This window comes from Deinococcus sp. QL22 (assembly GCF_023370075.1).
GTDB lineage: Bacteria > Deinococcota > Deinococci > Deinococcales > Deinococcaceae > Deinococcus.
Genome location: NZ_CP097152.1, coordinates 121,877 through 144,675, shown reverse-complemented (window position 1 = coordinate 144,675; position 22,799 = coordinate 121,877). Strand labels below are relative to the sequence as shown.

General features: G+C 61.3%; 22 protein-coding genes and 2 pseudogenes. 13 read left to right on the top strand and 11 right to left on the bottom strand.

What is annotated here, in order from left to right:
- Positions 1 to 11: 11 nt before the first annotated feature.
- Both M1R55_RS22740 and M1R55_RS22735 read right to left on the bottom strand, forming a co-directional pair.
- Positions 12 to 737, bottom strand: a complete 726-nt coding sequence (locus M1R55_RS22740) for a hypothetical protein (protein WP_249395671.1) — start codon at positions 735 to 737, stop codon at positions 12 to 14.
- A gap of 20 nt (positions 738 to 757) precedes the next feature.
- Entirely contained in the window at positions 758 to 1,303 is a 546-nt protein-coding gene (locus M1R55_RS22735; protein WP_249395670.1) for a hypothetical protein, read from the bottom strand.
- 367 nt (positions 1,304 to 1,670) lie between these two features.
- Here M1R55_RS22735 and M1R55_RS22730 point away from each other — a divergent pair, with 367 nt between their 5' ends.
- The 3 genes from M1R55_RS22730 (at position 1,671) to M1R55_RS22720 (ending at position 2,554) form a co-directional block, all read left to right on the top strand.
- Positions 1,671 to 1,817: a hypothetical protein gene (locus M1R55_RS22730; protein WP_249395669.1), complete on the top strand. Its 147-nt coding sequence runs from the start codon at positions 1,671 to 1,673 to the stop codon at positions 1,815 to 1,817.
- 145 nt (positions 1,818 to 1,962) lie between these two features.
- Positions 1,963 to 2,262: a hypothetical protein gene (locus M1R55_RS22725; protein ID WP_249395668.1), complete on the top strand. Its 300-nt coding sequence runs from the start codon at positions 1,963 to 1,965 to the stop codon at positions 2,260 to 2,262.
- 55 nt (positions 2,263 to 2,317) lie between these two features.
- Entirely contained in the window at positions 2,318 to 2,554 is a 237-nt protein-coding gene (locus M1R55_RS22720; RefSeq protein WP_249395667.1) for a hypothetical protein, read from the top strand.
- Between the two features lie 256 nt (positions 2,555 to 2,810).
- On the opposite strand, the gene M1R55_RS22715 is transcribed toward M1R55_RS22720, so the two are convergent.
- Positions 2,811 to 5,078, bottom strand: coding sequence for an NPCBM/NEW2 domain-containing protein (locus M1R55_RS22715; protein WP_249395666.1), 2,268 nt, complete (start codon positions 5,076 to 5,078; stop codon positions 2,811 to 2,813).
- Positions 5,079 to 6,109: 1,031 nt separating this feature from the next.
- On the opposite strand from M1R55_RS22715, the gene M1R55_RS22710 reads away from it, so the two are divergent.
- Positions 6,110 to 6,772, top strand: coding sequence for a hypothetical protein (locus tag M1R55_RS22710; RefSeq protein ID WP_249395665.1), 663 nt, complete (start codon positions 6,110 to 6,112; stop codon positions 6,770 to 6,772).
- Between the two features lie 249 nt (positions 6,773 to 7,021).
- Here the strand turns inward: M1R55_RS22710 and M1R55_RS22705 are convergent, their stop codons facing one another.
- Positions 7,022 to 7,606, bottom strand: coding sequence for a TetR/AcrR family transcriptional regulator (locus M1R55_RS22705; RefSeq protein ID WP_249395664.1), 585 nt, complete (start codon positions 7,604 to 7,606; stop codon positions 7,022 to 7,024).
- Between the two features lie 238 nt (positions 7,607 to 7,844).
- Here M1R55_RS22705 and M1R55_RS22700 point away from each other — a divergent pair, with 238 nt between their 5' ends.
- Both M1R55_RS22700 and M1R55_RS22695 read left to right on the top strand, forming a co-directional pair.
- Positions 7,845 to 8,234: a RidA family protein gene (locus M1R55_RS22700; RefSeq protein ID WP_249395663.1), complete on the top strand. Its 390-nt coding sequence runs from the start codon at positions 7,845 to 7,847 to the stop codon at positions 8,232 to 8,234.
- 92 nt (positions 8,235 to 8,326) lie between these two features.
- A complete protein-coding gene (locus M1R55_RS22695) occupies positions 8,327 to 8,707 on the top strand; it encodes a nuclear transport factor 2 family protein (protein WP_249395662.1) in 381 nt (126 codons plus the stop codon).
- Between the two features lie 690 nt (positions 8,708 to 9,397).
- Here M1R55_RS22695 and M1R55_RS22690 read toward each other — a convergent pair.
- Together M1R55_RS22690 and M1R55_RS22685 are read right to left on the bottom strand one after the other, a co-directional pair.
- A pseudogene (locus tag M1R55_RS22690) lies at positions 9,398 to 9,469 on the bottom strand (IS6 family transposase); the annotation flags it as partial.
- 389 nt (positions 9,470 to 9,858) lie between these two features.
- On the bottom strand, positions 9,859 to 10,650 hold the full coding sequence (locus M1R55_RS22685) for a C39 family peptidase (protein WP_249395661.1): 792 nt from the start codon (positions 10,648 to 10,650) through the stop codon (positions 9,859 to 9,861).
- A gap of 60 nt (positions 10,651 to 10,710) precedes the next feature.
- Between M1R55_RS22685 and M1R55_RS31865 the strand changes: the two genes are divergently transcribed.
- Positions 10,711 to 10,842, top strand: coding sequence for a hypothetical protein (locus tag M1R55_RS31865; protein WP_256566056.1), 132 nt, complete (start codon positions 10,711 to 10,713; stop codon positions 10,840 to 10,842).
- A 263-nt stretch (positions 10,843 to 11,105) separates the two neighbouring features.
- On the opposite strand, the gene M1R55_RS22680 is transcribed toward M1R55_RS31865, so the two are convergent.
- Positions 11,106 to 14,198: an ExeM/NucH family extracellular endonuclease gene (locus M1R55_RS22680; protein WP_249395660.1), complete on the bottom strand. Its 3,093-nt coding sequence runs from the start codon at positions 14,196 to 14,198 to the stop codon at positions 11,106 to 11,108.
- Between the two features lie 547 nt (positions 14,199 to 14,745).
- Here M1R55_RS22680 and M1R55_RS22675 point away from each other — a divergent pair.
- The 3 genes and pseudogenes from M1R55_RS22675 to M1R55_RS22665 all read left to right on the top strand — a co-directional run bounded on the left by M1R55_RS22675 (position 14,746) and on the right by M1R55_RS22665 (position 16,816).
- Positions 14,746 to 15,060: a hypothetical protein gene (locus M1R55_RS22675; protein ID WP_249395659.1), complete on the top strand. Its 315-nt coding sequence runs from the start codon at positions 14,746 to 14,748 to the stop codon at positions 15,058 to 15,060.
- A gap of 283 nt (positions 15,061 to 15,343) precedes the next feature.
- Positions 15,344 to 15,889, top strand: coding sequence for a hypothetical protein (locus M1R55_RS22670; RefSeq protein WP_249395658.1), 546 nt, complete (start codon positions 15,344 to 15,346; stop codon positions 15,887 to 15,889).
- A 265-nt stretch (positions 15,890 to 16,154) separates the two neighbouring features.
- A pseudogene (locus M1R55_RS22665) lies at positions 16,155 to 16,816 on the top strand (DDE-type integrase/transposase/recombinase).
- 47 nt (positions 16,817 to 16,863) lie between these two features.
- Here the strand turns inward: M1R55_RS22665 and M1R55_RS22660 are convergent.
- The 4 genes from M1R55_RS22660 to M1R55_RS22645 form a co-directional block, all read right to left on the bottom strand.
- Entirely contained in the window at positions 16,864 to 17,244 is a 381-nt protein-coding gene (locus M1R55_RS22660; RefSeq protein ID WP_249395657.1) for a hypothetical protein, read from the bottom strand.
- Positions 17,245 to 17,575: 331 nt separating this feature from the next.
- The gene (locus tag M1R55_RS22655) at positions 17,576 to 18,004 is read right to left on the bottom strand and encodes a response regulator transcription factor (protein WP_249395656.1); all 429 of its coding nucleotides are present in this window, start codon (positions 18,002 to 18,004) and stop codon (positions 17,576 to 17,578) included.
- Between the two features lie 24 nt (positions 18,005 to 18,028).
- Positions 18,029 to 18,796, bottom strand: a complete 768-nt coding sequence (locus M1R55_RS22650; protein WP_249395655.1) for a tetratricopeptide repeat protein — start codon at positions 18,794 to 18,796, stop codon at positions 18,029 to 18,031.
- Between the two features lie 30 nt (positions 18,797 to 18,826).
- Entirely contained in the window at positions 18,827 to 19,846 is a 1,020-nt protein-coding gene (locus M1R55_RS22645; protein ID WP_249395654.1) for a hypothetical protein, read from the bottom strand.
- A 395-nt stretch (positions 19,847 to 20,241) separates the two neighbouring features.
- Here M1R55_RS22645 and M1R55_RS22640 point away from each other — a divergent pair, with 395 nt between their 5' ends.
- From M1R55_RS22640 to M1R55_RS31860, 3 genes are all read left to right on the top strand, one after another.
- A complete protein-coding gene (locus M1R55_RS22640; RefSeq protein ID WP_249395653.1) occupies positions 20,242 to 20,457 on the top strand; it encodes a hypothetical protein in 216 nt (71 codons plus the stop codon).
- Positions 20,458 to 20,740: 283 nt separating this feature from the next.
- Positions 20,741 to 21,535, top strand: coding sequence for a ParA family protein (locus M1R55_RS22635; protein ID WP_249395652.1), 795 nt, complete (start codon positions 20,741 to 20,743; stop codon positions 21,533 to 21,535).
- A complete protein-coding gene (locus M1R55_RS31860) occupies positions 21,519 to 22,442 on the top strand; it encodes a ParB/RepB/Spo0J family partition protein (protein ID WP_256566055.1) in 924 nt (307 codons plus the stop codon). The genes M1R55_RS22635 and M1R55_RS31860 overlap by 17 nt, the downstream gene beginning before the upstream one ends.
- Positions 22,443 to 22,799 lie beyond the last annotated feature (357 nt).

Genomic DNA, 22,799 nt, shown 5'->3' with positions numbered 1-22,799 from the left:
GTGGGTGAGTGTCAGGGAGGTGGGGGCTTGACCGGCACCAGAGGAGAGTTCGGAAGCAGCTGGACATCTCCCGTTGGGAACCGGGTTGCGGACAGCGCCTTGAGCCGCGCGGCGAGTTGCGAAAGGCTCAGGCCCGCAATTTCCTTGGCGGCGCCGCGGGTTGTCACCGCCATCAACCGTTGTCCTTCCAGCAGGTAGCGGCCTTCCGGCGCAATGACCCGCAGGGTTTTCTCGCCGTCCAGCTCCGGCCCAGGGCGCAGGAACAGCACGTACTGCTGACCTTCCTTGTATTCGGGATCATCTTCGAGCAGGGTGGTCCGGGGCGAGGTCTGGGTAGGCGCCGCCTGATCCGTGGGCTTCAAGTCAGGTGCCTTTTCCGGGGGCGTCTGATCTGTCAGCTGCCCGGTGCTCAGGCCAGTATGAAACAGCGTGACCTGTTGCGGCGCACTGCCGTACAGGGCCTGAACCTCCAGCAACACGCGCTCCACAGGCACACGGTCGACGCCGTTAGGCTCGCCGGCTGCCTTGACGGTCAGGTCGCTGGCACGTTTGACCCCCACAACCCGGGCCACGACCACCGTCTGTGAGAGCTTGACGGCTTCGTCGAGAGAGCGAGCAACATTGACCCAACTGGCGTGCATGCCAGGTGCAGCCTGAGGCCCCCTGGGGCGGAGTGGCGCCAGCCACTGCACCACAAGCAGGCCGCTTAAGGCGGCGACAACAAGTGAAAGTTTCATAGGGCAGTCCTCCTACGCCATCAGTACCGATTGTTGATGTCGGCCCAGTTGTGTGGACCGGAGAGGTTGGCAGTGTTGAAATATGTCTTGCCCATGCAATCCCCAGTGTTGCTGTGGTCGATTCCGAAGAGGTGGCCGATTTCCTGGCAATACACGCCGCGCTTGTCACTGCCGCTGCCAGTTCCTGTCGTTCCGCCATAAAAACTGTTGAATCTGGCGTGCCCGTGGGTGATGCGGCACCCGCCAATGGTCGGGCAGTGCCAGGGCCAGTCCAGACCCCAGCCTTCAATGGTCGCCAGCCCCCACCAGCCGGTGTCACCAAAGTTGCCGCCAAACATGCTGATGTCCGTGTGCTCACTGCGCCGGGGCAGGCTCAGGTCGGTACGGCTGTCCCACTCGGCACGAACAGCGTCCGTTTCTGCCAGGTCATTCCAGAGACCAACGCCCAGCGTGCTCTGGTCCCAGTGCCAGAACCACCAGTTATGGGCGGAGGCCTGCTGAAGATTGAGTAAAATCAGGGCGCCCACCAGAAGATGGACTGGCCGGACGCGTCGAGGCTCGCGCATCTGTCATCCCCCTTTTACCGTGCAGTCCACGCAGGACATGCTCCAGAGTTCATAGGTCATAGCGACGGGCCGATTTTCACGGGAGCACGCAGACTGGATCGTCCACGTCGATTCCTGAAGATATCTTTATCTTGCATATTTTTGCCCCTCTTAGATGAGATTTGAAAGAAGCAAAGTTTAAGAAAGGATGGGTGTACGGCTGAGGAAAGAACAACGGCGGCGTGGGTCGTTCTGGCTGCCCTCACACACAACCTCATGCAGCGTTAACAAGAGTCCAATCATCCGCGCGCACGCCCTGAAGGGACTTGGCAAGACTGCCAGTGAAATTGCCACGGAACTGAAAGCCGAATTCAACCTGGCCGCAGACGTGACCGCACAATTACTTAAGAATGAACTCTTTACGGCTGACGAGGTGGCCTTGTCCATGACGAGTGTCTTTGCCTTGGGAGACCTTGCGACTGGCACCATCCTGTTCCGCGTGAATTACTCGGGGCCGCAAACGGCAGGCGCCTGAAGACGGCCTACAGCCTGGGCGACCTGACCAACGCGACCATTCTGAAAGCGGTCGGCTTTGGCGTTAATGCAGTGTCGGCTGGCCTGAAATCGGCCTACCTGTTAGGTGACCTCGCCAACGCCACATCGCGGGAGCCCTGAACGGGGTGTACGCCCTCGGAAGGCTGGCGGCGGGTGAAATTCTGACGTCTCTCAGTTACGGTGTAGACGTCATTGCGGGGGCCATGAAAGTCATCTTCAGTCTCGACGGGACAGCCACTGGTGCAGTCCTGAAAGCGCTCTGTTTCGGTGCCAACGCGATCACAGGTGCCCTGAGAGACGTATACAGCCTCGGAGGACAGGCCATTGGCGGCATTCTACAGGCGGTCGGGTTTGGGGCCGGCGCCATCACCGGAGCCCTGAAGGACGTTCTTGGCCCCAGTGCGGATGTGGTCGGGGAATTCTGAAAGCGGTTGGCTTTGGTGCAGGGGCGATCACCGGGCTAACAGCCTGGGCTTTGGGGTGAACACCATCACGCAGGCTCTGTTGGACGTGTTCAACGAGAGTGCCGCAGTGATTGGCAGCATCCTGAAGGCCCTTGGCTTTGACGCCAGTGCCATTACCACTGCGTTAAAGACTGTCTTCAGTCTGGGCGCTGAAGCCGTTGGGACGATTCTCAAGGGGCTTGGCTTCGGTGCAGATCTGATCGCTGGGTTGTATCAAGAGCTGGAGCGGGTGGCACGTGGGCGGTACCGGTGACTGCCACGGAGTCTGAAAGCTGAAGGCGGAGCATGCTCGCGGGCCGCGTTTGACACAGGTGGGTGATCACGGGGCCCGGACAACCGCTCGTGGAGGTCGCGTAGCTCCCCTTCTGGTTTGTGGGGGTCAGGCGTGGCCCGTCAAACTGGGGACACAATTCGTTCAGCCTCCCTGACACTGGGATGTGCCTCCTCGGGGGAATGGAGTGTGCCCCGGAGCCAAGAGCTCCGGGGCACCGCTGCCGTGCGGGTCTGAATCAGCGGGCGCCGATGGTGATACCAGCGGTGGAGAGCTTTTGCTGCCAGCGGGAAAACTCTGCTTGCTCACTTGACCGGGTCTGCGTGCCCAGAGCCGTGTTGTTCTGCCCCAGCGAGCCGTTCGTCGTGCCGTTGGGCAACCACCAGTTGTTGTTCGACAGGCTGCCGTCCGCTGCCACCTTGGTCCAGCCGCTCACGTTGTTCTGCATCACGTTCTGGCTGAACATGCTGCCGGTGTTGTACATGTCCCACACGTACAGCCCCACGTTCTGCGCTGCCACCCGCGTGCCGTCCGGGGTGCGCCCACTCGAAATCACCCGGTTGTTCTCGATGCGGTTGTTGGTCCCCCCAATAATCGCCATGCCGTAATTCGTTGTGGAAACCACCTGGTTGTTGTACGCCGACTGGTACCCGTTGTTCGCCGCCACCGACACCGTTCCGTCGCCCAGCAGGATCCCCCCGCCATAGTGGCTGTCGGTCAGGGGGTTGGCCGGATACGAGCCCTCCAGGTAGTTGTCGTGGATCAGGATCATTGCGCCGGGCGTGCCCGAAGACGCGTACATGTTGATCAGGTCTTCGCCGGCACTCTTGAACGCCTCGTTGATGTTCTGGTTCCAGGCGATCTCCGCAGTCCCGATGCCGGTCACGTTGTTGAACTGCACCATCTGGCGGATCTCGCTGCCCGAGTACCCTCCGGCGCCATTACTCTTGCGTCCATCGATGTTGACGAACACGTTGCGCAGGATCCGGATGCCCTGGCCGGCAGCCTGGTCGCCCATGAAGCGCCGCACGTAGATGCCGCCGCCGGTGAAGGTGGAGTCCTCGACGCGCAGGTTGCGGATCTCCTCGGCCTTGATGGCCATCTCCGCGGCGCGGCCCAGCACGTTCGGGGTCAGCGAGATGCCCCGGGTGTTGCGCACGGTCAGGTTCACGCCGAAGCCGGCGATCAGGGCGCCCTGGCCGCGGATGTTGGCGTTCTCGATGACCACGGGTTCGGAGGTCTGGATGGTCACGGCCGCGCCGGTGTCGGTGCTCTCCCAGTTGCCCGTGTAGGTTCCGCCGCGGGTGATGACCAGCTTGCCGCCGTAGGTAACGGTGCCGGGGGCGGGGGCAGGCACGGGGGTCGGGGTGGGTGCAGGAACGGGTGCAGGAGCGGGCGCGGCCGGCGCGAGCTCGGTGCTTAGGCGGGCGCTGGCCCAGTCAGCATGGTCAGAGTCCGCGCTCGCGCCGGGGGTAACGACCAGCTTGAGCTCGCGGGCGCTGCGGATGTCCACGAACGGCTGCGCCGTGGCGCTGGCGCCGGTCAGCTCGCCGGAGTCGTAGCGCAGGGCGCCGTCGACCCACACCTGGAAGGTGGCCGCGCCGTTGGTGCCGACCTCGTCGTCCAGGCCGACGTCCGCGCGGAAGCTCGCGTAGGTGGTGCCGTCCAGCGCGTAGGCCACCGTGGACCCGGCGTGCACGCCCAGGCCCTTGGCGTGCGCCACGCCCTGCAGGGTCAGCGCGCGCCCGTCGCCGGCCGCGGCCTCGCCGTTGGACATGTCGCGCTCGACCGGGCCGTAGCCGTTGCTGGCGCTGATCCAGGCCAGGTCGGACAAGAAGCGCTGGGCGGGTGCGGGCGTGGGGGCAGGCGCGGGCGCCGTGCAGCTGAGCAGGGTGGGGGAGACCCAGTCGGCGTGGTCGCTGGAGGGGCCGTCGCCGCCGTCGGTGACCACCAGCTTGAGCAGCTTCTTGCCGCTCACGCTGACGCTGGCGTTCTTGGTCGCGCTTTTGCCAGTCATGCGGCCCGAGTCGTACACCTTGACGCCGTCCGCGTGGATCTCGAACACGGCGCTGCCGACGCTGCCGACCTCGTCGTCGATGCCCATGCCCACCGTGAAGGTCTGGCAGCGCGCGTCGATGTTGAAGGTCATGCTCGACGCAGCGTTGGTTCCGAAGCCGCTGGTGTAGGTTTTGCCGTTCAGGGTCAGCACGCGCCCGTCACCGGCTGCCTGCCCTCCGTTGGAGCGGTCGATTTCGATTGGCCCCCAGCCGTTGGTGGCAGAGGTCCAGGGCACGCGCGTCAGGTTGTTGGTGCCGCCTGCGATGGACTGTATGGACTGTGAGGACAGGCTGGGTACGCCGGAGACCCAGACTGTTTCGCTGCTTGGTTCGGATGCTGCTGCCGGGGTGCTTGCCGTGGGGGTGGGCGTGGTTCCGCAGGCGGAGATGATCAGGCTCAGGGAGAGGGTGGCGGCGGCAGCGAGGGTTTTCAGGTGTGGTGTGTTCATCGAAAGCTCCATGGGTACTGACTCGAACTCTTGGGTGCGCCGTGAAGACGCTTGCAGTCAGTGGGGGCCGTGGTGGCTGGTCTCAGATCCACCCGTTCCATGGAGACTAAGTTAATTAAGGTTACGTTGATCTTTCGTTCGTCCGACATGAAGGTTCTCATACTCACGCTGTATTCCAACTCTTCGAAGCGGGTAGGATGCTAAAGGTAAAGCTTCATGTAAATGCCGTCCAGGACGTTGAAAGGCAATACGTAGGGGAGGCGAGTCGGCCTGAAATCGACTCGGACAGACGTGGCAATCACCCGGTGGACGGGAAGTTATGCCGGGGAAATGACTTTGTAAGAGGGGGATATCGACTTCCCCACTGTTGTTCGGACACTTTTTTATGTCTGACGGTGCTTGCACCTGAGAGCGCCGCTAGTGCTTGCGCTCGGGACGCGATTGCTCTGGCCTTCTGACAACGAGCACCAGCACCACGGGGCCTTGCAGCGGCTCACAGGTTGAGGGCCGGCCGATTATCCACCCCGCTTCATGGTTGACTGGCTGGCCGGATTAGTCGTCCAGGTGCACGACCACATACCGGCCGAGTTCAAGGAATCCTTTTCGGAAAGCAGCCGATTTAGCCTCCGGTCAAGGTTTGCAAGACTTCTCACCGCGCCTTGCCCTGTGGCAGACACACCGGCCGTTTGCCCCTGTCTAGGGTGTATGCATCCATCTGAATGCTCCACTGCAACGGAGCCTGACTGACTTGATCCGCTCAATTCCAACCATCATCGTTGCGTATGGAGGCTCACAACTCTGCTCAACACCCGAGGAGAGGAGTTCCCCTGCAGGCCTCATCCCACGAGCGATTCCAGTGCATTTTAGAGCGCCTAGAGTAAGCCATGCCCTCCTTGGAGACGATGGAATTTCTACACGACGCATTCACGATCATCGGGCTGCCCGTCGCCATCTGGATCTTTGTTCGCTAACAACGCGGAGCCCGTCACAACGAAGAGTTGGCGCTCTACCAGCACCTCATAGACCGCTCTATGGTGTTCTCCCAGGCGCTGATCGCCAATGCTGACCTCCAGTTGCAGTCGCGTCTCTCCTCTGCGGCGGCGTCCCACCTCTTGACCCCAGAGCAAGCGGCCCGGCGGCTGGCCCTCTACGACCTGCTGCTGGTGGTCTTGGAATCGGCGTATACCCTGCTGCACCCTCCCGTTCAGACGCCCCGCATGCGGCAGATCTGGGTCACGTGGGCCTGTATTGTGCGGGATTGGTGCACCCGCGAGGATTTCCGGGCGGCATTGTCTGAACTGCTGCACGAGGCGGAGCCGCAGTTTGCGGGCTATATGCTATATGCGGACGATGGCGGCGCAGGCAACGCTTCAAGGCCAAAGGGCCACCACCTGACTCCATTGCCTGACCCGGCCCATCCGCAAGTCATTCGGCAGCCAGACAGCTTCCACCGCCTTCTCTCTGACTGCGCAGCCGGTAGACCCCCAACCGTCAAACGACGTTCGCAAGCCGGAAGCGAGCCTGCGCTGATGCAGAGGCAGCCCCTCTTGGCCGACGCCCTCGAACTCGAGCGGTCATCTGCCGAGTTCGGCTGGGGTTTGGGATGGTGGTGTCGCCCCTCGGTTCACCATTTTTTGTCACCACCTCCTGGAGCAGTACGTTGTCGAGCGAGAGGTTGGCAACCAGCGTCTTGAGTCGTCGATGTTTTTCTTCGGAGACGAGGGCCGTTTGGCTTCGTCCTCCGTCAGGCGGCCAGACCAGTTTTTCAGCGTTGAACTGGACTGGCAGCAACGCCATGGCTCCGGGTGATCTCAGCGAGTGCCTCACCCGCATCGACTTCCCCGAGCATCACCAGCATGGGGGTTGCTCGGTCGACCGTTGCCCGTTCATCTCCCGCCTGACTGTCAGTGGTGTCGCCACCGAAGTGAACCGAGAAACAGGGGTCATGTCACTGCTTCTGCCCTGCCCCGTAACAGACCAGCCGCGAGGTGCTGAAAGGTCGTGACTGCCTTCTCAAACACCACCTGAGGATCGTCGGCAGCGGCAATCCAAAGGGCGGCGTGGAGCGCGGCACCATTCAGGAGCCGCGCCGCCGCTTCTGCATCGAGGGAGTTCACGGTGCCCTCGTCGATCAGGGCCTGAACCATGTGCGTCGTTCGCTGCAGGCAGGCCGTCTGGTTGGGCCACTGCGAGGGATCACCGAGCACTGCTGGCCCGTCGAGCAGCATGATGCGCTGAATCTCTGGCTCAAGCGCCATCTGGATATAGGCGAGATGCTCCGCCAGAAATCCGGCCCAGGCCCCCTCCGCCTGGGCGTGGGCGGCGTGCATCCGCTCCAGCATTTCCGCGTCCAGCTGATCGATGACCGCCTGAAGGAGGCCCTTCTTGTCGCCGAAGTTGTGGTACAGCGCGCCCCGCGTCAGGCCGGCGTCGGCCGTCAGGTCGTCCATTGACGCTGCGGCATAGCCCTGAGCGGCAAAGGCCTTCCGTGCCGCGTGGATGAGTTTAGACCGGGTTTCTTCCACCATCTGCAGACGTTTGTTCGCGATGACCTTCCCCCTCCTCCAGCGACATACGGCGGGTATGCCTATTGACATACGGCACGTATGCGCTAGTGTACCAGGACATACGGCGCGTATGTCAGTGGTTCTCTGAACGTTGGAGACCCTGGTGACCCCGCTGTCTCTGAGCGACGCGGAGCACGTTCACCATGAACCTGTTTCAGCTCTTCAGAGCGTAGCCTTCGCTCGTTCCAGGAGTACACCAATGAACCGACGTGACGCTGTGTTCCCCGCTGTTCCGCAGGCCCTCTACGAGATCAACCGCTACTCGGCTGCCATTCGCTCCGGAGATCTGCTGTTCGTCTCCGGCCAGGTGGGCAGCCGCGAGGACGGCTCGCCCGAGCCAGTTTTCGAACGACAGGTTCAACTGGCCTTTGACCATCTGGCCGCCGTACTGGAGGCTGCAGGGTGTACGTTTGACGATATCGTTGACGTAACCACCTTCCATACCGATCCAGCAGCGCAATTCGAATTGATCACCCCCATTCGACTTCAGGCCTTTGGTGATCCGCCGTATCCGAATTGGACTGCTGTGGGTGTGAACTGGTTGGCCGGCTTTGATTTCGAGATCAAGGTCATTGCGCGCCTGCCCTAGAAGACCCTCAAATCACCACAGCGGCAGACGCTGGCATGGAGAACACGACCGAACAAGACCTCTCGAGATCAGGCCACTGAGGAGCGTTCCAGATGTCAGAGACGTACAAAAAGATTTTGGAGACGGCCAACGCTGCAGTCGCCCAAGGGGACTATGAAGGGTTGTTGAGGTGCTGCACCGAGGATACCCAGTGGACATTTGTGGGGAACCGAACCCTTCAGGGAAAGGAAGCTGTTCGCCAGTGGATGGCGGCCACGTATCAAGAGCCGCCCAAGTTTGACGTTCAGCGCATGATTGCTGAGCATGACCGGGTGGTTGCCCTTGGTGAGATCACCTTGATGAATGAGGAGGGGCAGGCGACCCGGTACGCTTACTGCGATGTGTGGCGCTTTCGTGGCAATAAAATAGCCGAGCTGCAAGCCTTCGTGGTTGAGCCTGGCCCGGAGTGCGCGGCGCTCATCCCAGCGGGCTAAGGGCTGACGGTTTGAGGAGTGTTGCGGTGGGCGGGCCGGTGCCTGTGGAGGCGTCATAGGCTGGCTCGGCGCTGGCCCGACTGAGCGAGTGAGGGCACACCAGGACGCCCGGCCAGGAAACTGAACCCCACCCCAGTACCGCAGCGTCGGGGCCGCCCCCGTTGGTCAGGAAAGCGCCCACACCAAGCGCTGAGGGTGAGTGTCTTCCGCTCAGCGGCATTCGGCCCGTTCTCGTTGCCCCCCACCTGCCCCTTTACGCACCCTGTGTGCTGCCCACTAGAACGGCGCAAGAGCCGTCTTCACTGGTCGGCCAGAGCCGCGGCTCCTAGCCTCGAAGGAGCTCATTTGCCTCCTCCAACGAGACACGCCCCCCCAGTTTGCCGTCACTGCCCTGAAGTGGCTGCCCCGTCCCTCCCTATGTGGAGCCGCTGAACTCGCTGCGCTGGGTGTGGGCACCTGGACTCTGAGCAGAAGGTACGCCCCTGGCCGGAGAAGGTTGGAAAGCTAGGTCTCCAAGGCAGCCATGTTCTTTGGTTCCTGCCGGGCGTCCTGACCTGAGTCTCCCGTCACGGTACAGATTCAGTTCTGCTCCCTGCCAGTAGGGAGAACTCCACATGCCTTTGTCCCGCTTGTGCACAACACTTTGGGAAGCCCAGACGGGAGACCGACCCGCGTGAGCGAGGGGAAAGTCAGGCTTTGCACGTCACGGTCACTGAGGGGGAAGCGGTGATACAGCCAAACGACATGCTGGATGATCGTCATCGAGCATCGGTGGCAAGAGGGCTGAGGGTCGGTGGCGGCGGATCAGCCTCTCCTGACCCAGTTAAGGCAACACACCCTCGCAGTTCCTGAGGAAAGAAGAAAGCTGCCGCTCAGCGCCGAGGCCAGCGATTTTACCAGGGGTCTGGACAGCGGTGTCTCCGAGTGAGCCTCGGGCATGGCCCTGTTCACTCCAGAGGAGCACCAGACGTTGCGCGTCCCCTATTGCCGCTCACGTTGGGTCAATGGCCGCTGCCCACTTGACCCGACGCCCAACCGCTGAATCGGTTTCCCCCATCCCTTACCAGGAGGAGCCGCACCCCAACAGGAAGCCGGGTACGGCTCATCAGTTGACCATCGACGTGTCCATTCAGACTGAACAGTCTGTTGGTTCAGTCCAGCAGCAAAAAAACGGCGCCATCGAGAATCGCGACCCAGTTCTCCCTGGCCAGCGATCCGCCCAATTCGTAGTACTCCTCGGCGGCACGCGGCAAGTTCGCCTCTTGGCCGACCAGAGATCCACTCGCCAAAGGCGTGACCGTGGCGCGCTCGGTGCGCCCGACCGAAGTCGCTGGATCGTGAATCAACAGGTCATCACCACCGTAGCCCACCACGGTGACCCAATGCCCGCTGGATCGCTCATAGGTATCGTCATTCTCGTCGTAGCGATACCAGCCGACATTTAACCAGACGGCACCAGCATCGTCATCGATGACGTCACGAATATTGTCCAAATCAGGTGTCATGCTCACGCGCTGTGCTGCGGGAACCGCTCGCCAGCCTTCATAACTCAGCTCGCTGATGCCGTAGCCGGCCTTCTGGACGTATTGACCCACGCCCCGCATCAACTGCGCGGGGCCTGTCCCGCTCGCCGGATCCGTGTTCGTGAAGCTCGCGCTTCCCAGCAGACGGATGAGGTTTGCCTGCACGTTGTGGAGGTTGCTCCCCTGGGGCAGCAACGCGGGATAACCGTGCGTGCCCAACCAGGTCAATGAATTCGAGACTGCGGTCGGTGCACAAAACTGCGCTCCGGCAGAAGCAAAGCCGGCCTTCGGGTCGGTTTGAAGGAAATCGGGGGTGGCCGCAACTTTGGAAGAAGAGGCGGCGAGCGCAGCACCCGCCGGAGCAGAAAGAAGCGGCATGAACGCCAACAGCGGAGCGGCAAAGCACAACCTTTTCTTCATCGAATCTCCTCGGAGGTCAACTGTAATCATCAGGGCCTGTCACAGACATCACAGTGTTTTGTGGCCACCGAAGCCCGGTTTAAGACAGCGGTCTGGCGAGACGATAAGCCAGCAGAGCGGGCCGCCCGCATTCGGCTGAACGACCTGAACAGCCAACTGCTGTTGATCCACACCCGCGTCCAAGTGGCGTGAGCTGTTGCCCAGTTCAGCTGGGAGGTGGCCTGTTGGCCAGTGGGGCTGAAGCGGCCCGCACCTTGACTTCGCCCTGCAGACCCAGCGGCGCAGGGTCGGCAGGCGACGCCCCCAAGTGCACGGTAACCTGGAGGCCTTCAACTAGGTGCGGAAGTAACGAGCCCACTGAGGGAGACGGGTGCGCTTCAACAAAAAAGCCAGCATCGAAGATGCTGGCCTGGACAGTGCGCCCGAATATACCCTGAAGTACAGCTGGGCTGAACTCAGGTTCCGGGGCAGACATTCACAGGGCTGGACGAAGTGCGTGGGGTCGGGGCGCCCGCCACAAAATCGGTAGTGTTCTGGTTGTTATCAGTGCATCCGTTGCCGGCGCGCAGGTCAGCGGTGGTGTTCGAGGGAGCTGGTGCGGGTGCCGTACCCTCGAAGACGTTGGCGCTGCCGAAGCCCACGAAGTCGATGATATTGGCGTTGCTGCTGGGCGTGTCCGTTGCCGAAAGAGCGGTGGAGTTCTTCACCAACGCGACCTTGCCAGCCGTGCCGCTCATAGGAATGGTGCCCGTGGTGTCGGGTGATGGCAGCAAGGGGGCCGTCGTGCTCGCTCCCGCTGCCTGCTGCACGAGGTAGTACTGGCCTGGATTCAGCGTCACGCTGGTCAGCGGGGTGACCAGAAAGGAACTGAGGCCCGCCGCACTGTTGTACTGCACCGAGTACCCAGCAAGGCTGATTGGCGCGCTGCCCGCGTTAAACAGTTCGACAAAGTCGTTCCTGTACGGGGCACCGGTGTTCCCGCCGCCGCCATACACCTGGCTAATCACAAGCTTGCCAGTGCCGCCCGTCACGACGGGATTGACCCTTACAACCTTCGTCGCCGCCTTCGTTTCAGCGCCGCGCGTGGCGGTCACAGACACGGTGAAGCTACCGTCGGCCGCGTAGGTGTGGGTTGCACTGGTGGCTGTCGTCGCCAGGGTCTCCACCACACTGCCGTCGCCCCAGTTGACGCTCAGGCTGTCCGGCGTGCCGCCCGTGCCCAGGGTCAGGGTGTAGGGCTGGCCGACGGTCACGGTGTCATTGCCAGTTGCGCTCACGGTCAGGGGCTCGGTCGGATCGGTCACCGTGTCAGCACTCAGGTTCAGGCCGACCAGCACGGGGTCGTGGTCGCTGGCGCGGTAGGCATCGTTGGTGAACAGATCCGGGCTGGTGCAGGTGGTGCCGGTGCAGTTCGGATTGTTTTTGAACTCGACGTTGTAGTCAATGAACACGGGCTCGTCAGCGTTGATGTGCCACTCAGTGATGCCAGTCACCTGAGAGTTCAGGTGAGAGGTGGCCAGCGCGTGATCCAGGTAGCCGAACAGGCCGCTGAACTGGTACGAATAGCGGTCTGCTTCGGGAATTCGCAGGTTCAGGCTGGCGTACCCACCCGCGACGATGGTGTTGATCGGATCTTCCTGACCGTAGGCGTTGAGATCACCCATGATCAGCACGTCCTGATCGTTCACACGGGTCTTGAGGGTGTCCGCGAAGCTCAGCAGCGCCTGGGACTGCTGCACGCGCAGTTGGTTCCAGCAGCCCTGGCCGGTGTCCTGGTTCTCAAGGTTCGTGCCAGTGGTCGGGCACGACCCCTTGCTCTTGAAGTGGTTCGCCACGACGGTCAGCACGCCGCTGGTGCCGAGATCTTGGAAGCTCTGGGCCAGCGGGGGGCGGCTGTGCACCGGGGCGGAATCGGTCATGAAGCTGCCGACCGGTCGCACGCGCGCCGGCTTGTAGATGATGGCGACCTTGATGGCGTCGGTGCCGATCGTGCCGGTGGGCACAGACTTATAGGTCTCGGCACCGTAGGCGGTATTCAGCGCATTGACGAGATCGTTCAGGGCGGTATCACCATTGTTCTGCACTTCCATCAGGGTCACGATGTCGGCGTCCAGTCCCTTCAGGGCCGCGACAACCTTGGTCTTCTGGCGCCCGAATTCGTAGGCGCTGTTGGCGCCGCGATCGTTCGAGCCGAAGGTGGTGAAGTAGTTCAGGACGTTGGCGCCCGCGACCTTCAGCGTGCCGCCCACCGCTTTGGGGGTGACGCTGCGCGGGTTTTCGTTCACGAACAGTGGGTCGGCCGTGGGCTGAACCTTGAAGGCGTTGTTGGCAAAGTGCAGCACACCGGTCAGGCCGGTTACGGTGTCGCCGGTGCGGCGGGTGCTGCCACCCTCCAGGTAGGGCACCGTGGCCGGGTTCTGGCGGCTGCTGCGGTCGTCCACGATGATGCGCCGGGCGGCCAGCTCGGCAGCGGTGGGCGCGGGCGTGACATTGCCGTTGGTGGGGTTGAACAGCCTGCCCCCGGCCGACAGACCCAGTTCACCGAAGCGGCCGTAGGTAAAATTGTCTGTTACTGTCAGCTTCTCTGGGAAGGTGACGGACATGCCCTCATACTTCTCGAGGTCGTTGAAAGGGGCTTGTACTTCGATCGGTTTGACAATCAGGCTGCCCGAGCACTTAGCAAAGTCGCTGACGGTATCAATCTGCGTGAAGTTGAAGAACTCCTTGACAGTGCCGGTCAGCTGTACCAGATCCCCTACGGTAACCGGCTGCGGCGCAGCAGCGGTGCCCAGGCCGGTGAACACGAACACGCCGTCGCTGGTATCAGCGTTACCGTCGCCCTTGACGTCTTGGAGGTAGAAGCCGCCAAGACCGCTCTGCAAGTTACTGGTGACCACGCCGCGCACGGTCACGGTCTGGCCGGCCAGAGGGCTGGCCGTGCCGGTACCCTGGATGGCCGGAATGGTGGTCAAGGTGCCTGTGGGGACTGGGCAGCTGGCGATCTCGGTGAGGGCCACGGGCACGGCAGCGCCGCCTTCACTCAGGTTGAAGGTCGCCTCGCCCGATTGGGTGGCCTGGCCGTCGCTGGAGGTGCCCTGCACGAGCACGTTCAGGGCGCGGGCAGTGGGCACGCCAGGGAACTGCACGCTCGCCACACCTTCTTTCAAGGTCATCGGCAGAGTGGTCTCACCGAGCTTTGCGCTGAAGGTGGCCGAGATGTCGGAAGTCGGCGCAGCATTCACCGTCACGGTGGCGGTCACGCGGGTCAGGGGGGGGAAGGTGGTCGCCCGGCCGATCTTCAGAGAAATTGAGCCGGTGCCCCTGTACAGCATGACGGCGCGATCGTCCTGGTCATAGGCGCGCACCGTGGCCTGGAAGGTTCCTCCGGCGACATTGTTGATCTGAAAGATGGCCTTGCCATCCTGGGGCACCGCGGTCGCAGTCTGAACAGCGCCGCTCTTGCTTTCCTTGAGTTCGAGGCTGACGAATTTAACCTCGGGCGCGGTCTGGACGCTCAGTACGGCGACCTTCTGGGCCTGTGCAGTCATCTGAGCAGTGTCGCTGGCGCTAGGAGTTGATCCACATGCTGCAAGCAGCAGGGCACAGGACACAGTCAGGGCAATCGTTAAACGCATTGTTCTCCTTTGTTCCATCCGGCGAGGATGAGTCACCACTTCATAAGGCTCCTCCGTCATGAGCTCATCATCCATGACACATTCGCCGCAGGTGATCCGTCCCAACCAGCCGAACAGGTCATGAGTGCACCGAACCAGCACGTTACCCAATAGAAACCAAACCTTGCTTAAGTCACCTCAAAGCTGTGTGAGATACGGCAACGAAGTAGCGGAGTACAGCTAGGTCGTGTAGGCGAAGGTGCATGTGGAATACGGTGCAGGCAAGTATGAAGCCCGACCAACTTCAGCATTGGCCAGATACCTCAAGGCGAGACCTGATCACACATGGGGTCAAAGCCAAGGTCATTCACGGTGATGGCCTCAGCATGGATCGTGACATGTGGTTCGACTTGGAATCCGAAACGATCCCACGATTGATATCTGGTCAGGACTGCAGGAAGCCGAACCACATGCTGTCTCAATGGCTTCTGACACGCCACTGGTTCTCGACCGGATTCAGCTTCACGACAACAATTTCAACGAGAAGATTGAGGGGGCTATCCCAGCCCAGTTCAATCAGGCACAGCAACACGTTGCGGGCATGATGTTCATCTTGGCCCGCAATGACCTTGCGGGAACCCCCGACGGTCTCAGTGAACCCTGGCCCTGTGTGGAAGGCACTGAAGGTGGGGTGTTTCTTCCCAACAGCTTTCAGGCGTACGAGAAGTTCGGCGCGGGCGTGATCCGGCAGGGGTATGGGCTGAACCGCGAAGTTCCCAGAGAGGATGGAGATTAGCGGACGTTATTGTTCAGCAAGGGAAGCGCGTTCCTGTTGGGAATGTGGGCCAAGGGGACAGTCGGTGACCATTTCACCCTGGTGATCTGCCAACGATCAGAAAATTGGAAGCCTGTGCCGCCGCCTGTCGCTCCAGCGGCAGCACCCGGTGTCAAGGACAACGTTCTGACGGGCAAGGTGTCTGGCTGGCCACCCGGTGAGCGCTTCTTGGTGGTAATGGCTGCACGAGTACGGGAACGGGGAGGCACTGGATACGCCCGAGGATGAGAACCCAGACGCCGATGTGCTGGCCTCAGGCCACATCAGCGCCACGGGGGCATTCAGCCTGCCGCTGCTGGTGGGCAAACAACTTCCTCCACACTTGTTGCACCCCGCCCAGCAGGCGTTCCTGAGTGCTGACAATTATCTGTACAGTGCCTCCCCCTGTCCGCCCAAAGGAGCGCTGAAGATCAGCGATGCCAAAGCCCAGGGACTCTCCTTCGACGCGTTTCATCCTCTGCCGAAGGGATTTAAAGGCACGGCCAACTCTGCTCTTGAGAAGGCGCACCGGGCCGATACCGTCTTCAAACCCGGTTCTACCGATACCCGCAGCTACTCCAGTTCAATTTGTCTGATCTACATGGATTGTCCGGTCACGATCCAGGGAAAGATGAACTGCGCCGGCGCTGGCCTGTCCGACGTGACGGAGGTCAACCTCAAGCTGCCTGCCGGGTGGAGCTACATCCAGGTGCTCAAGCCGAACGGCTCGAACGAGATGGGCAGCACGCGGTACGAGAATGCCCCGGCGGTGAAGCTGGGTGAATGGAAGTACGAGAAGGCAAATCAGTAAGGAGCAGCACAGAACAGATGAACGACTCTGGGTCAAGCCTCCCAGAATCTCATTTCAACTGCTCAGTACTCAGCCCTCACGCCTGCTGTCCTCTGCTCCGCGGGGCCGCATGAGACTCAGAATAGAACTTTGCGCTTGGTCGATTCTCTCCCTGGACGGCGCGCTTGGAGCGGGGAGCGCCTGATCCCGCAAGACGGTCGTCAGCGCGCAAATCCTCGGCAGCCCCGCGGGTTCTGGCACCTTAACGCCAGAAGGCTGGTCAGCCGTGACCGACCGGAAACCTGACCGCCACCGTTTTCCTCTGAGTGTGATCGGCTCCGCCCTGTGGCTGCCGCACCGCTTGCCACTCCGCCAGCGTGACGTGCAGGAACTCCTCCTTCAGCGCGTTCTTCAGGTCAGCCATGACACCCTCTGCCCATGAAACATCACGTTTGCGCCGCTCCTGACTGAAGAACTGCGTTACCGAGAACCCCGGCGAGATTCTCGGTGGCCTCTGATTGAGGGGTGCGTCAAGGTCGGCGCGGTGAAGCACTGGGTATAGCGGGCGGTGGATGAACGTGGCGACATGCAGGGCATCCTTCTTCCGGAACACTGGGAGACTGAGGCTGCAAACTCCTTGGTCGTGCACCTGGTGGGGGAGACCACCTGCCGGACATCACTCACACAGACAAACAGTTGAGCGACGGGGCAGCGTTGCGGTAACTTCCCATGCTATACGCAGTGGAGCACGTTGGGGTCGTCTCCACCGCCCGTTGTGATACCCCCGTGGAACCATCCCATCGACTAACCCGGCAGCCGGAACGTGCTCAACTCGGCGTCAAACGACGGCGACAAACGCAGGAATTCCTGGCCCTCCCTGAACGACAATGCCCGCTGCCCTCCGACGAAGCCACCCAACCGCCTGCTGAGCTATTCCAGTCTCGCTGAGGTTGAGCTGCCAGAACCGAGTTGAGTGCCGTTGCTTGATGAAGCATTCACGGGGTGCCGATCAATGCATTCCAGCGAACCAAACCTGAAATTGCTTCGGCAGAGAAAACATTTTCTGTCGCCTGCCAGCCAGAGACCATCACCACTGTTATGTCCCGTTGCGGGTGATACCAGCGTGCCAGCAGCTGGCCCTCGTTGGTCATGTGGGTCTGCACGGGGTTGTATCCGGCGTCCTGGAGCTGGGTCGCCAAGGTGTGCATCCGCTGCTGACACTCGCTCAGCACAAGTCCTTCGCCCGCCAGAAACGACACCTGAGGGGCAGGGATCTCAGGCAGATCGGCTGGCCGGAACGCCTGGCCAGTCGAAGCCAACACGGCCAGGGTGACGGCGGCGAGGGAAACGCGGTGGAACCAGACAGAGAAGGTCATGGTCAGTTCTCCTGGGCAGGGCAAACCTGCCGCCGCACTCTGCTGGCATTCCCATGCGGCAAAACAGCAGTCAGTGCAAAGGGAAGGGGTTGACGAACGTGAGATGGAGGGCAGGGAAGGTGTGGGGCCAGATGATTCCTTTGGCCTCCCGATTCCCCGCAGATCAGCGCTCAACTGATGGCTAGAATGTGACGGAGCACGGCGACAAAGACATCGCCAGGATTAGGTACAGGCAGGAGCCGATTCCCGGTAACAGTCGGTAGAACTACTTCTACCGACTGCTGAGAACCTGGCCACCGAAGTCATGCCCTAACGCGTTGTTCAACCGACGCTAGAGGGCATGTTCGATCGCCCAACGGGCCAGTTCAACTCGGTTGCGCAGACCCAGTTTGCCCAGTAGGTTGCTGACATGCTTGCTGGCTGTGCCCGGACTGATGCCAAGGAGCCGGGCCACCCGCCGATCAGGATGGCCCTGCGAAATCAGCGCCAACACTTCCCATTCCCGGGGAGTGAGCTCTGCTGAAGGCAGTTCCTCCTGCGGTGGCTGAGGGTGTGCCAAGTGGGTAGCCAACGCCACCACGTCAGACAACCGGAGTTGTGTTCCTGTCATCCAGGCTTGCTGATAGGCCACCTCACCGAGCGCCTCACGTGCACGGAGCAGATTGTGTCGGACTTGGCGGTCTACAACGCTCTGCGAGTTTTCCAAAGCTGGATCGTCGACGAAAGCGGCAAACTGAACCAGCGTGCTCCAGTCCTGCACTTGAGCCGCCAGGAGAGGCAACCCCTACCGAAAAATGTCTTCAGCCACGCCTCTCAGTCCCGCTTCGACTGCTTCGTTCAAGCAAGCCAACAACGTGGCTTGTCCCTCTGCTCTTTGATGAAGTTCCAGCTGCAGGTGGCCTATGGTGAGCCGAGATTCCAGCTCAAACACCTTGTTTCCTGCCTTCCGGTAACCATCCTCGGCCCGCCGAGCAAACTCCAGGGCTTGTTCGCTGCGGCCAAGTTCGAGCAGACTCAACGCCAGACCCAACCTGGTTCTGGCCCGCAGCATCCGGTGCATCCGGCCCTGCAGGTGGTTTTCCCCCTGTGTGGCGAAGTCTTGGAGAACCTGTTCTTCGACCTTCAAGGCCTGTTCGCCCAGTCCAGCTTCCCGCTTGATTCCAGCCAAACTCAACTTGGCCCACGCCGCGCGCTCCCCGTCTCCAAGGTCACGGCACAATGCCAAGATTTCATGCAGGCAGGCCTCACTCGCTTGGAGCTGTCCACTGTGCTGCAGGCAATCGGCGCTGTTCTTGAGGGCGCGGAGCAGCACGGTGCGGTCACTCGGCGCAGGCAAGGCCAGCACCTGCTCTACCAAAGGAAGTTCTTGAATGGTCAGGCCAAAAGGCATCCACAAGCCTCTGATGGCACCGAGATAGCGGTAGGCCAGGTCGTTGCGGCCTTGTTCAATGGTCCAGACCATCCCAGCGCGGATGTTGGGATAGTGCGGCAGGTAGCTTCCACGGTGATCTGCCGCGTTCTGTGTCCAGCTCCGGTCATGTCTGTCCAGCATGGCCAAGAAGTACAGGGCGTGCCGCTCGTGTCAGGTCGGAGTCAACGGGTTGTGGGCCAAGTGCTCGTGTGCCAGTTCGCGCAGCGGTTCCAGCATCTTCCAGAGCGTCTCGGAGGCTTCTAGGCGGTGGAGGAAGCTCTGCTCCAAGAGGGATTCGGCCTGACCGAGTACTTCGGGGGAGCCCCAGACCGCGGTCAGGGCCTGCGGTGTAAAACTCCCCTTAAACACCGCGCAGCATTCGAAGACCGCCCGTTCCTGTTCGTCCAACAGGTTGTAGCTCCACTCCACTGCGGCCCGTAAGGATCGCAGGCGTTCTGGCCGATCCTGAAAGTTTGCCTTCAACAGGTCAAGGGGATGTTCTAGCTGAACCAGCAGGTCGCCCAACGAGTAGCTGCGTGTGCGGACAGCGGCAAGTTCCAATGCCAGAGGCACGCCTTCCAGGAGTTCACACAGGCGCATGACCTGGGGTGTCGTGCGGGCATTGAGGGTGAAGGTCGGCAAAACGGCTTGCACGCGGGCCACGAACAACTGCACTGCCGCACTGCCGAGCACATCACGGGTTCCCAGAGGAAGGCTCAGCGGCCTGACCAGATAGTCATGTTCATCATGAAGGTTCAGGGCCACCCGGCTGGTGACCACGAGCTGGAGATGTTCAGTACTGGCCAACCACTCGCCCAGGAGGGCCGCCGCAGGCAACACTTGCTCAAAGTTATCGAGCACCAGCACCGTGCGCCGTCCAGCGGTGAACTCACGCATCAGCCGTCCCGGCTCCAAAGCGTGGTCGGCGGCAGGCAGGGCGGCCACGATGAGGTTGGCCACCTGATCCGCTGCTCTCACGGCGCTGAGGTCAATGAACTGAACGTGATCGTAGTCGTCGGTCAGCCGCCGGGCCAGGTGCTGAGCCAACGCCGTCTTACCAATCCCGCCCGGCCATCGTAGGGTCAGCAGCGTTACGCCGCCGTGGAGCAGCGCCACAAGTTGGATTAAGTCGTGCTCGCGGCCACACAGTGGGGCAAGCGCGGCTGGACGCGGCGTTGGCGAGCGATCCATGAATCACTGTACACCTGAGAATGCCGCAGCTTCGGCGATCGGAAAGGCAGGTGAGATTAAATCTCGTGATGGAATGAAGAAGGCACAACTGCAAAGGCACTGACGTCTCCATCAGGGATGAGCGCACCGAAAAAATCGTCAAGCGACCGATGAATGTGCAAGTGACCAGGTCTCTGGCATTTTAAGGTGATGAAAGCACCAGCAATCTCGGTCAGCGGCCCACGTCCCAAATCACAACTGGAATGCCTACAGACCTTCTTCACTCCATCAAGGAGCGATTCTGGCACCTTCATTCTGGGTAAGACGGAATTTCTCAAGGGAGGCAGATTTTGTGTGCTGAGCAGCAGGAGCTGCCGCACTGGCTCCCGCCTTCTTTCCCCTCTGGAGTGATTTCGATGCACCTCGCCGAGCTGCTCAAGTATCTGCTGCATCAGTTACAGACTGGCCAACCGATTTCGGTTGCTCCCACAGATGAGCTGGAGCTCCGAGCAGCGGCTGCATGGCTCGGGATCAGTCCCAGTGAACTGGTGAGGCTGGGCGAGGAAGGTCTGCTCCCCTCTCATCAGGTGGAGTCGAGACTGGTGCTGTACCGCGAGGATGTTCAGGCCTAACAAGCTCAATAGAATGTCGATCCGTTCAAGCAACTTGGAACCGAACTAGAAGCGCAACCTGACGGTGAATTTGAGGAGGCGTGAATGCTGTGCCGCGCAGACCTTGTCGGGCCTGTGCTCATCCGTTGCCTGGGCATCATGCAGTCCATTCTTCAAGTTGATGCCCATAGAGGTGGCTGCCGGTGACGGCCACCTGAACCAGCGTGGTCAACGGTGACAGTTGCCTGTTCTGGGTGGCGGACTGTCCAGACTTCCGGCCCCTCACGCTAGACTCTGGGCATTCATGCATGTCATCACGTTTTTTAATCACGCTGGCGGAGCCGCAAAAACCAGTACCGCTTTGAATGTGGGCTATAGCCTCAGTCGGCGGGGCCACCGGGTCTTATTGATTGACGCGGATCCTCAGGCCAACCTCACCCGCTGGGTCGGCCTCGACGTTCCCACTGGTTCAGACGCCAAACTCCACACCCTCTACTCGGCTGTTCTGGGCGCGACGGACACCTTGGCCTTACCCGCCCCTGTCGTCGCCCACGGCATGGACGTGATCCGGTCTTGCCTGGATCTGGCCGAGGTGGAGCCGCTCTTGCCGGGGCAAGTCATGGGTCAGCTGCGGTTGCGCTCGGCGATTCGTAAAATAGAGGGCAAGTACGACTTCGTGCTGATTGATCCTCCGCCCAGCCTGGGCCAATTGTCGACCTTGGCTGTCCTCGCCGCAGACGAGCTGGTGGTGCCAGTTCCAGCAGGCAACAAGGGGCTGGAGGGACTGGAAGGCGTGACCCGGATGGTCGCCACCTTCCGCCAGGTGGCCGTTCCCACCTTGCGCATTGCCCTGATGGTGCCGACCCGCGTGAGCAACACCAACCTGAGCCGGGACAGTGTCGAGGCGCTACGGGGCTCAGGCATCGCGCCCATCAGTGACGCCGTGACCGAGCGTCCAAGCCTGTACCCCAACTCCCAACTGCAGGGTCTCCCTGTGGCCCTCTATGATCCCCGCAATCCGGCGGTGGCTGAACTGGAAGCCGTGACCGATCAACTGCTTGCCCAACTGGAGACGGGACGACATGGCGCCGCGAAATAAACAGACAGACGTCCGTCAGGGGGCGTTGGCCGCGCTGGTGGCCAATCTCTCCCCGGTGGACGCCCCAACGGAACCGGCCACCAGCCTGCCGCTGGAGCGCTTGCGTGCGGGCGCATTCCAAGCCCGGCGGACCTTTGACGAGGCGAGTTTGACTGACCTCGCCCAGAGCCTGAAAACTCAAGGCGTCCTGCAGCCGCTCCTGGTGCGTCCTGGGCCCCCTGGAATTGGCACTGACTTTGAGATTGTCGCCGGAGAGCGCCGTTGGCGTGCCGCCCAGCTGGCGGGCCTGACCAGTGTTCCCGTGATCATCCGGGAGTTGACCGATGACGAGGCGCTCGACGCTGGAGCAGTCGAAAATCTTCAGCGTGAAGATCTCAACGTCATCGACGAGATTGATCTGGTGGTGAAGCTGGTGGCCCGGCACCTCGGACTCTCTGCTGCTGAAGTGCCTGTTCGGTTGAACGTTTTGGCCAACCGACCTCAGGAAGATCCTGAGACAGTCACTCGGCTGGAGAACCTGTTCGCAGGATTAGGCCGGGAGTCGTGGAAATCATTCACTAAAAACAAGGTGAGAATCTTGCGCTGGCCTGCGCCGATTCTTCAGGCTATGCGTGAGCGGGGCTTGGGATATACCGTGGCCGGTGTGGTCGCAGCGGCGCCCGCCGAGCATCAGGCGGCGCTGCTGAAGTTCGCCCTTGATGGCGTCACCAAAACCCAACTGCGTGAGCGGGTTCTATCTTTCCGGAAAGATAAGCCAGTGGATCACACCCAGAAAGTGGTTCGGGCTCTGCAAAACCGTAAAGCGCTCTCGGCTCTGGATGAACAGCAGCGCCAACGTGTGAGCGAATTGCTTCAGGAGCTGAATCAGCTTTTTGATGGAACGTCGTCCGGTAAACCGAAAAGGTGAACGTGAGGTTCAGTGCTCTGCTGAACGCTGTTGCCTGCAATCATGCGTAAACCGGTTCTGGCACCGCAAGCGAGGGCGGGTGGTCGGCTGTGCCTGGCCGGACGCCCTCCCCCCACTGTTTTCCTCTCCACGGTATTGGCTACGTCCTGCGGCTCTCTCAGCCCATCCGGCAGCAGGAATGCAGCAAGCTCGCTTTCAAACAACGGCGTCGAACGCAGGAATTCCTGGCCCTCCACGCCCGAGTCTCCAACCGCCACCGCCAGACCCGAAGCCCCGGCCTCAGCAACAGAGTCTCTTCCACTTGAGGCGGCGAGGTCGAACAGGTCTTAAGCAAGAATTGGGGGTCGGCGCCCCGGC

Excerpts from the sequence above, each read along its gene's own strand:
- M1R55_RS22740 (WP_249395671.1), bottom strand. The coding sequence starts at position 737 with ATGAAACTTTCACTTGTTGTCGCCGCCTTAAGCGGCCTGCTTGTGGTG.
- M1R55_RS22735 (WP_249395670.1), bottom strand. The coding sequence starts at position 1,303 with ATGCGCGAGCCTCGACGCGTCCGGCCAGTCCATCTTCTGGTGGGCGCC.
- M1R55_RS22715 (WP_249395666.1), bottom strand. The coding sequence starts at position 5,078 with ATGAACACACCACACCTGAAAACCCTCGCTGCCGCCGCCACCCTCTCC.
- M1R55_RS22710 (WP_249395665.1), top strand. The coding sequence starts at position 6,110 with ATGGTGTTCTCCCAGGCGCTGATCGCCAATGCTGACCTCCAGTTGCAG.
- M1R55_RS22705 (WP_249395664.1), bottom strand. The coding sequence starts at position 7,606 with ATGGTGGAAGAAACCCGGTCTAAACTCATCCACGCGGCACGGAAGGCC.
- M1R55_RS22700 (WP_249395663.1), top strand. The coding sequence starts at position 7,845 with ATGAACCGACGTGACGCTGTGTTCCCCGCTGTTCCGCAGGCCCTCTAC.
- M1R55_RS22695 (WP_249395662.1), top strand. The coding sequence starts at position 8,327 with ATGTCAGAGACGTACAAAAAGATTTTGGAGACGGCCAACGCTGCAGTC.
- M1R55_RS22685 (WP_249395661.1), bottom strand. The coding sequence starts at position 10,650 with ATGAAGAAAAGGTTGTGCTTTGCCGCTCCGCTGTTGGCGTTCATGCCG.
- M1R55_RS22680 (WP_249395660.1), bottom strand. The coding sequence starts at position 14,198 with ATGACTGCACAGGCCCAGAAGGTCGCCGTACTGAGCGTCCAGACCGCG.
- M1R55_RS22675 (WP_249395659.1), top strand. The coding sequence starts at position 14,746 with ATGGCTTCTGACACGCCACTGGTTCTCGACCGGATTCAGCTTCACGAC.
- M1R55_RS22660 (WP_249395657.1), bottom strand. The coding sequence starts at position 17,244 with ATGACCTTCTCTGTCTGGTTCCACCGCGTTTCCCTCGCCGCCGTCACC.
- M1R55_RS22650 (WP_249395655.1), bottom strand. The coding sequence starts at position 18,796 with ATGCTGGACAGACATGACCGGAGCTGGACACAGAACGCGGCAGATCAC.
- M1R55_RS22645 (WP_249395654.1), bottom strand. The coding sequence starts at position 19,846 with ATGGATCGCTCGCCAACGCCGCGTCCAGCCGCGCTTGCCCCACTGTGT.
- M1R55_RS22640 (WP_249395653.1), top strand. The coding sequence starts at position 20,242 with ATGCACCTCGCCGAGCTGCTCAAGTATCTGCTGCATCAGTTACAGACT.
- M1R55_RS22635 (WP_249395652.1), top strand. The coding sequence starts at position 20,741 with ATGCATGTCATCACGTTTTTTAATCACGCTGGCGGAGCCGCAAAAACC.
- M1R55_RS31860 (WP_256566055.1), top strand. The coding sequence starts at position 21,519 with ATGGCGCCGCGAAATAAACAGACAGACGTCCGTCAGGGGGCGTTGGCC.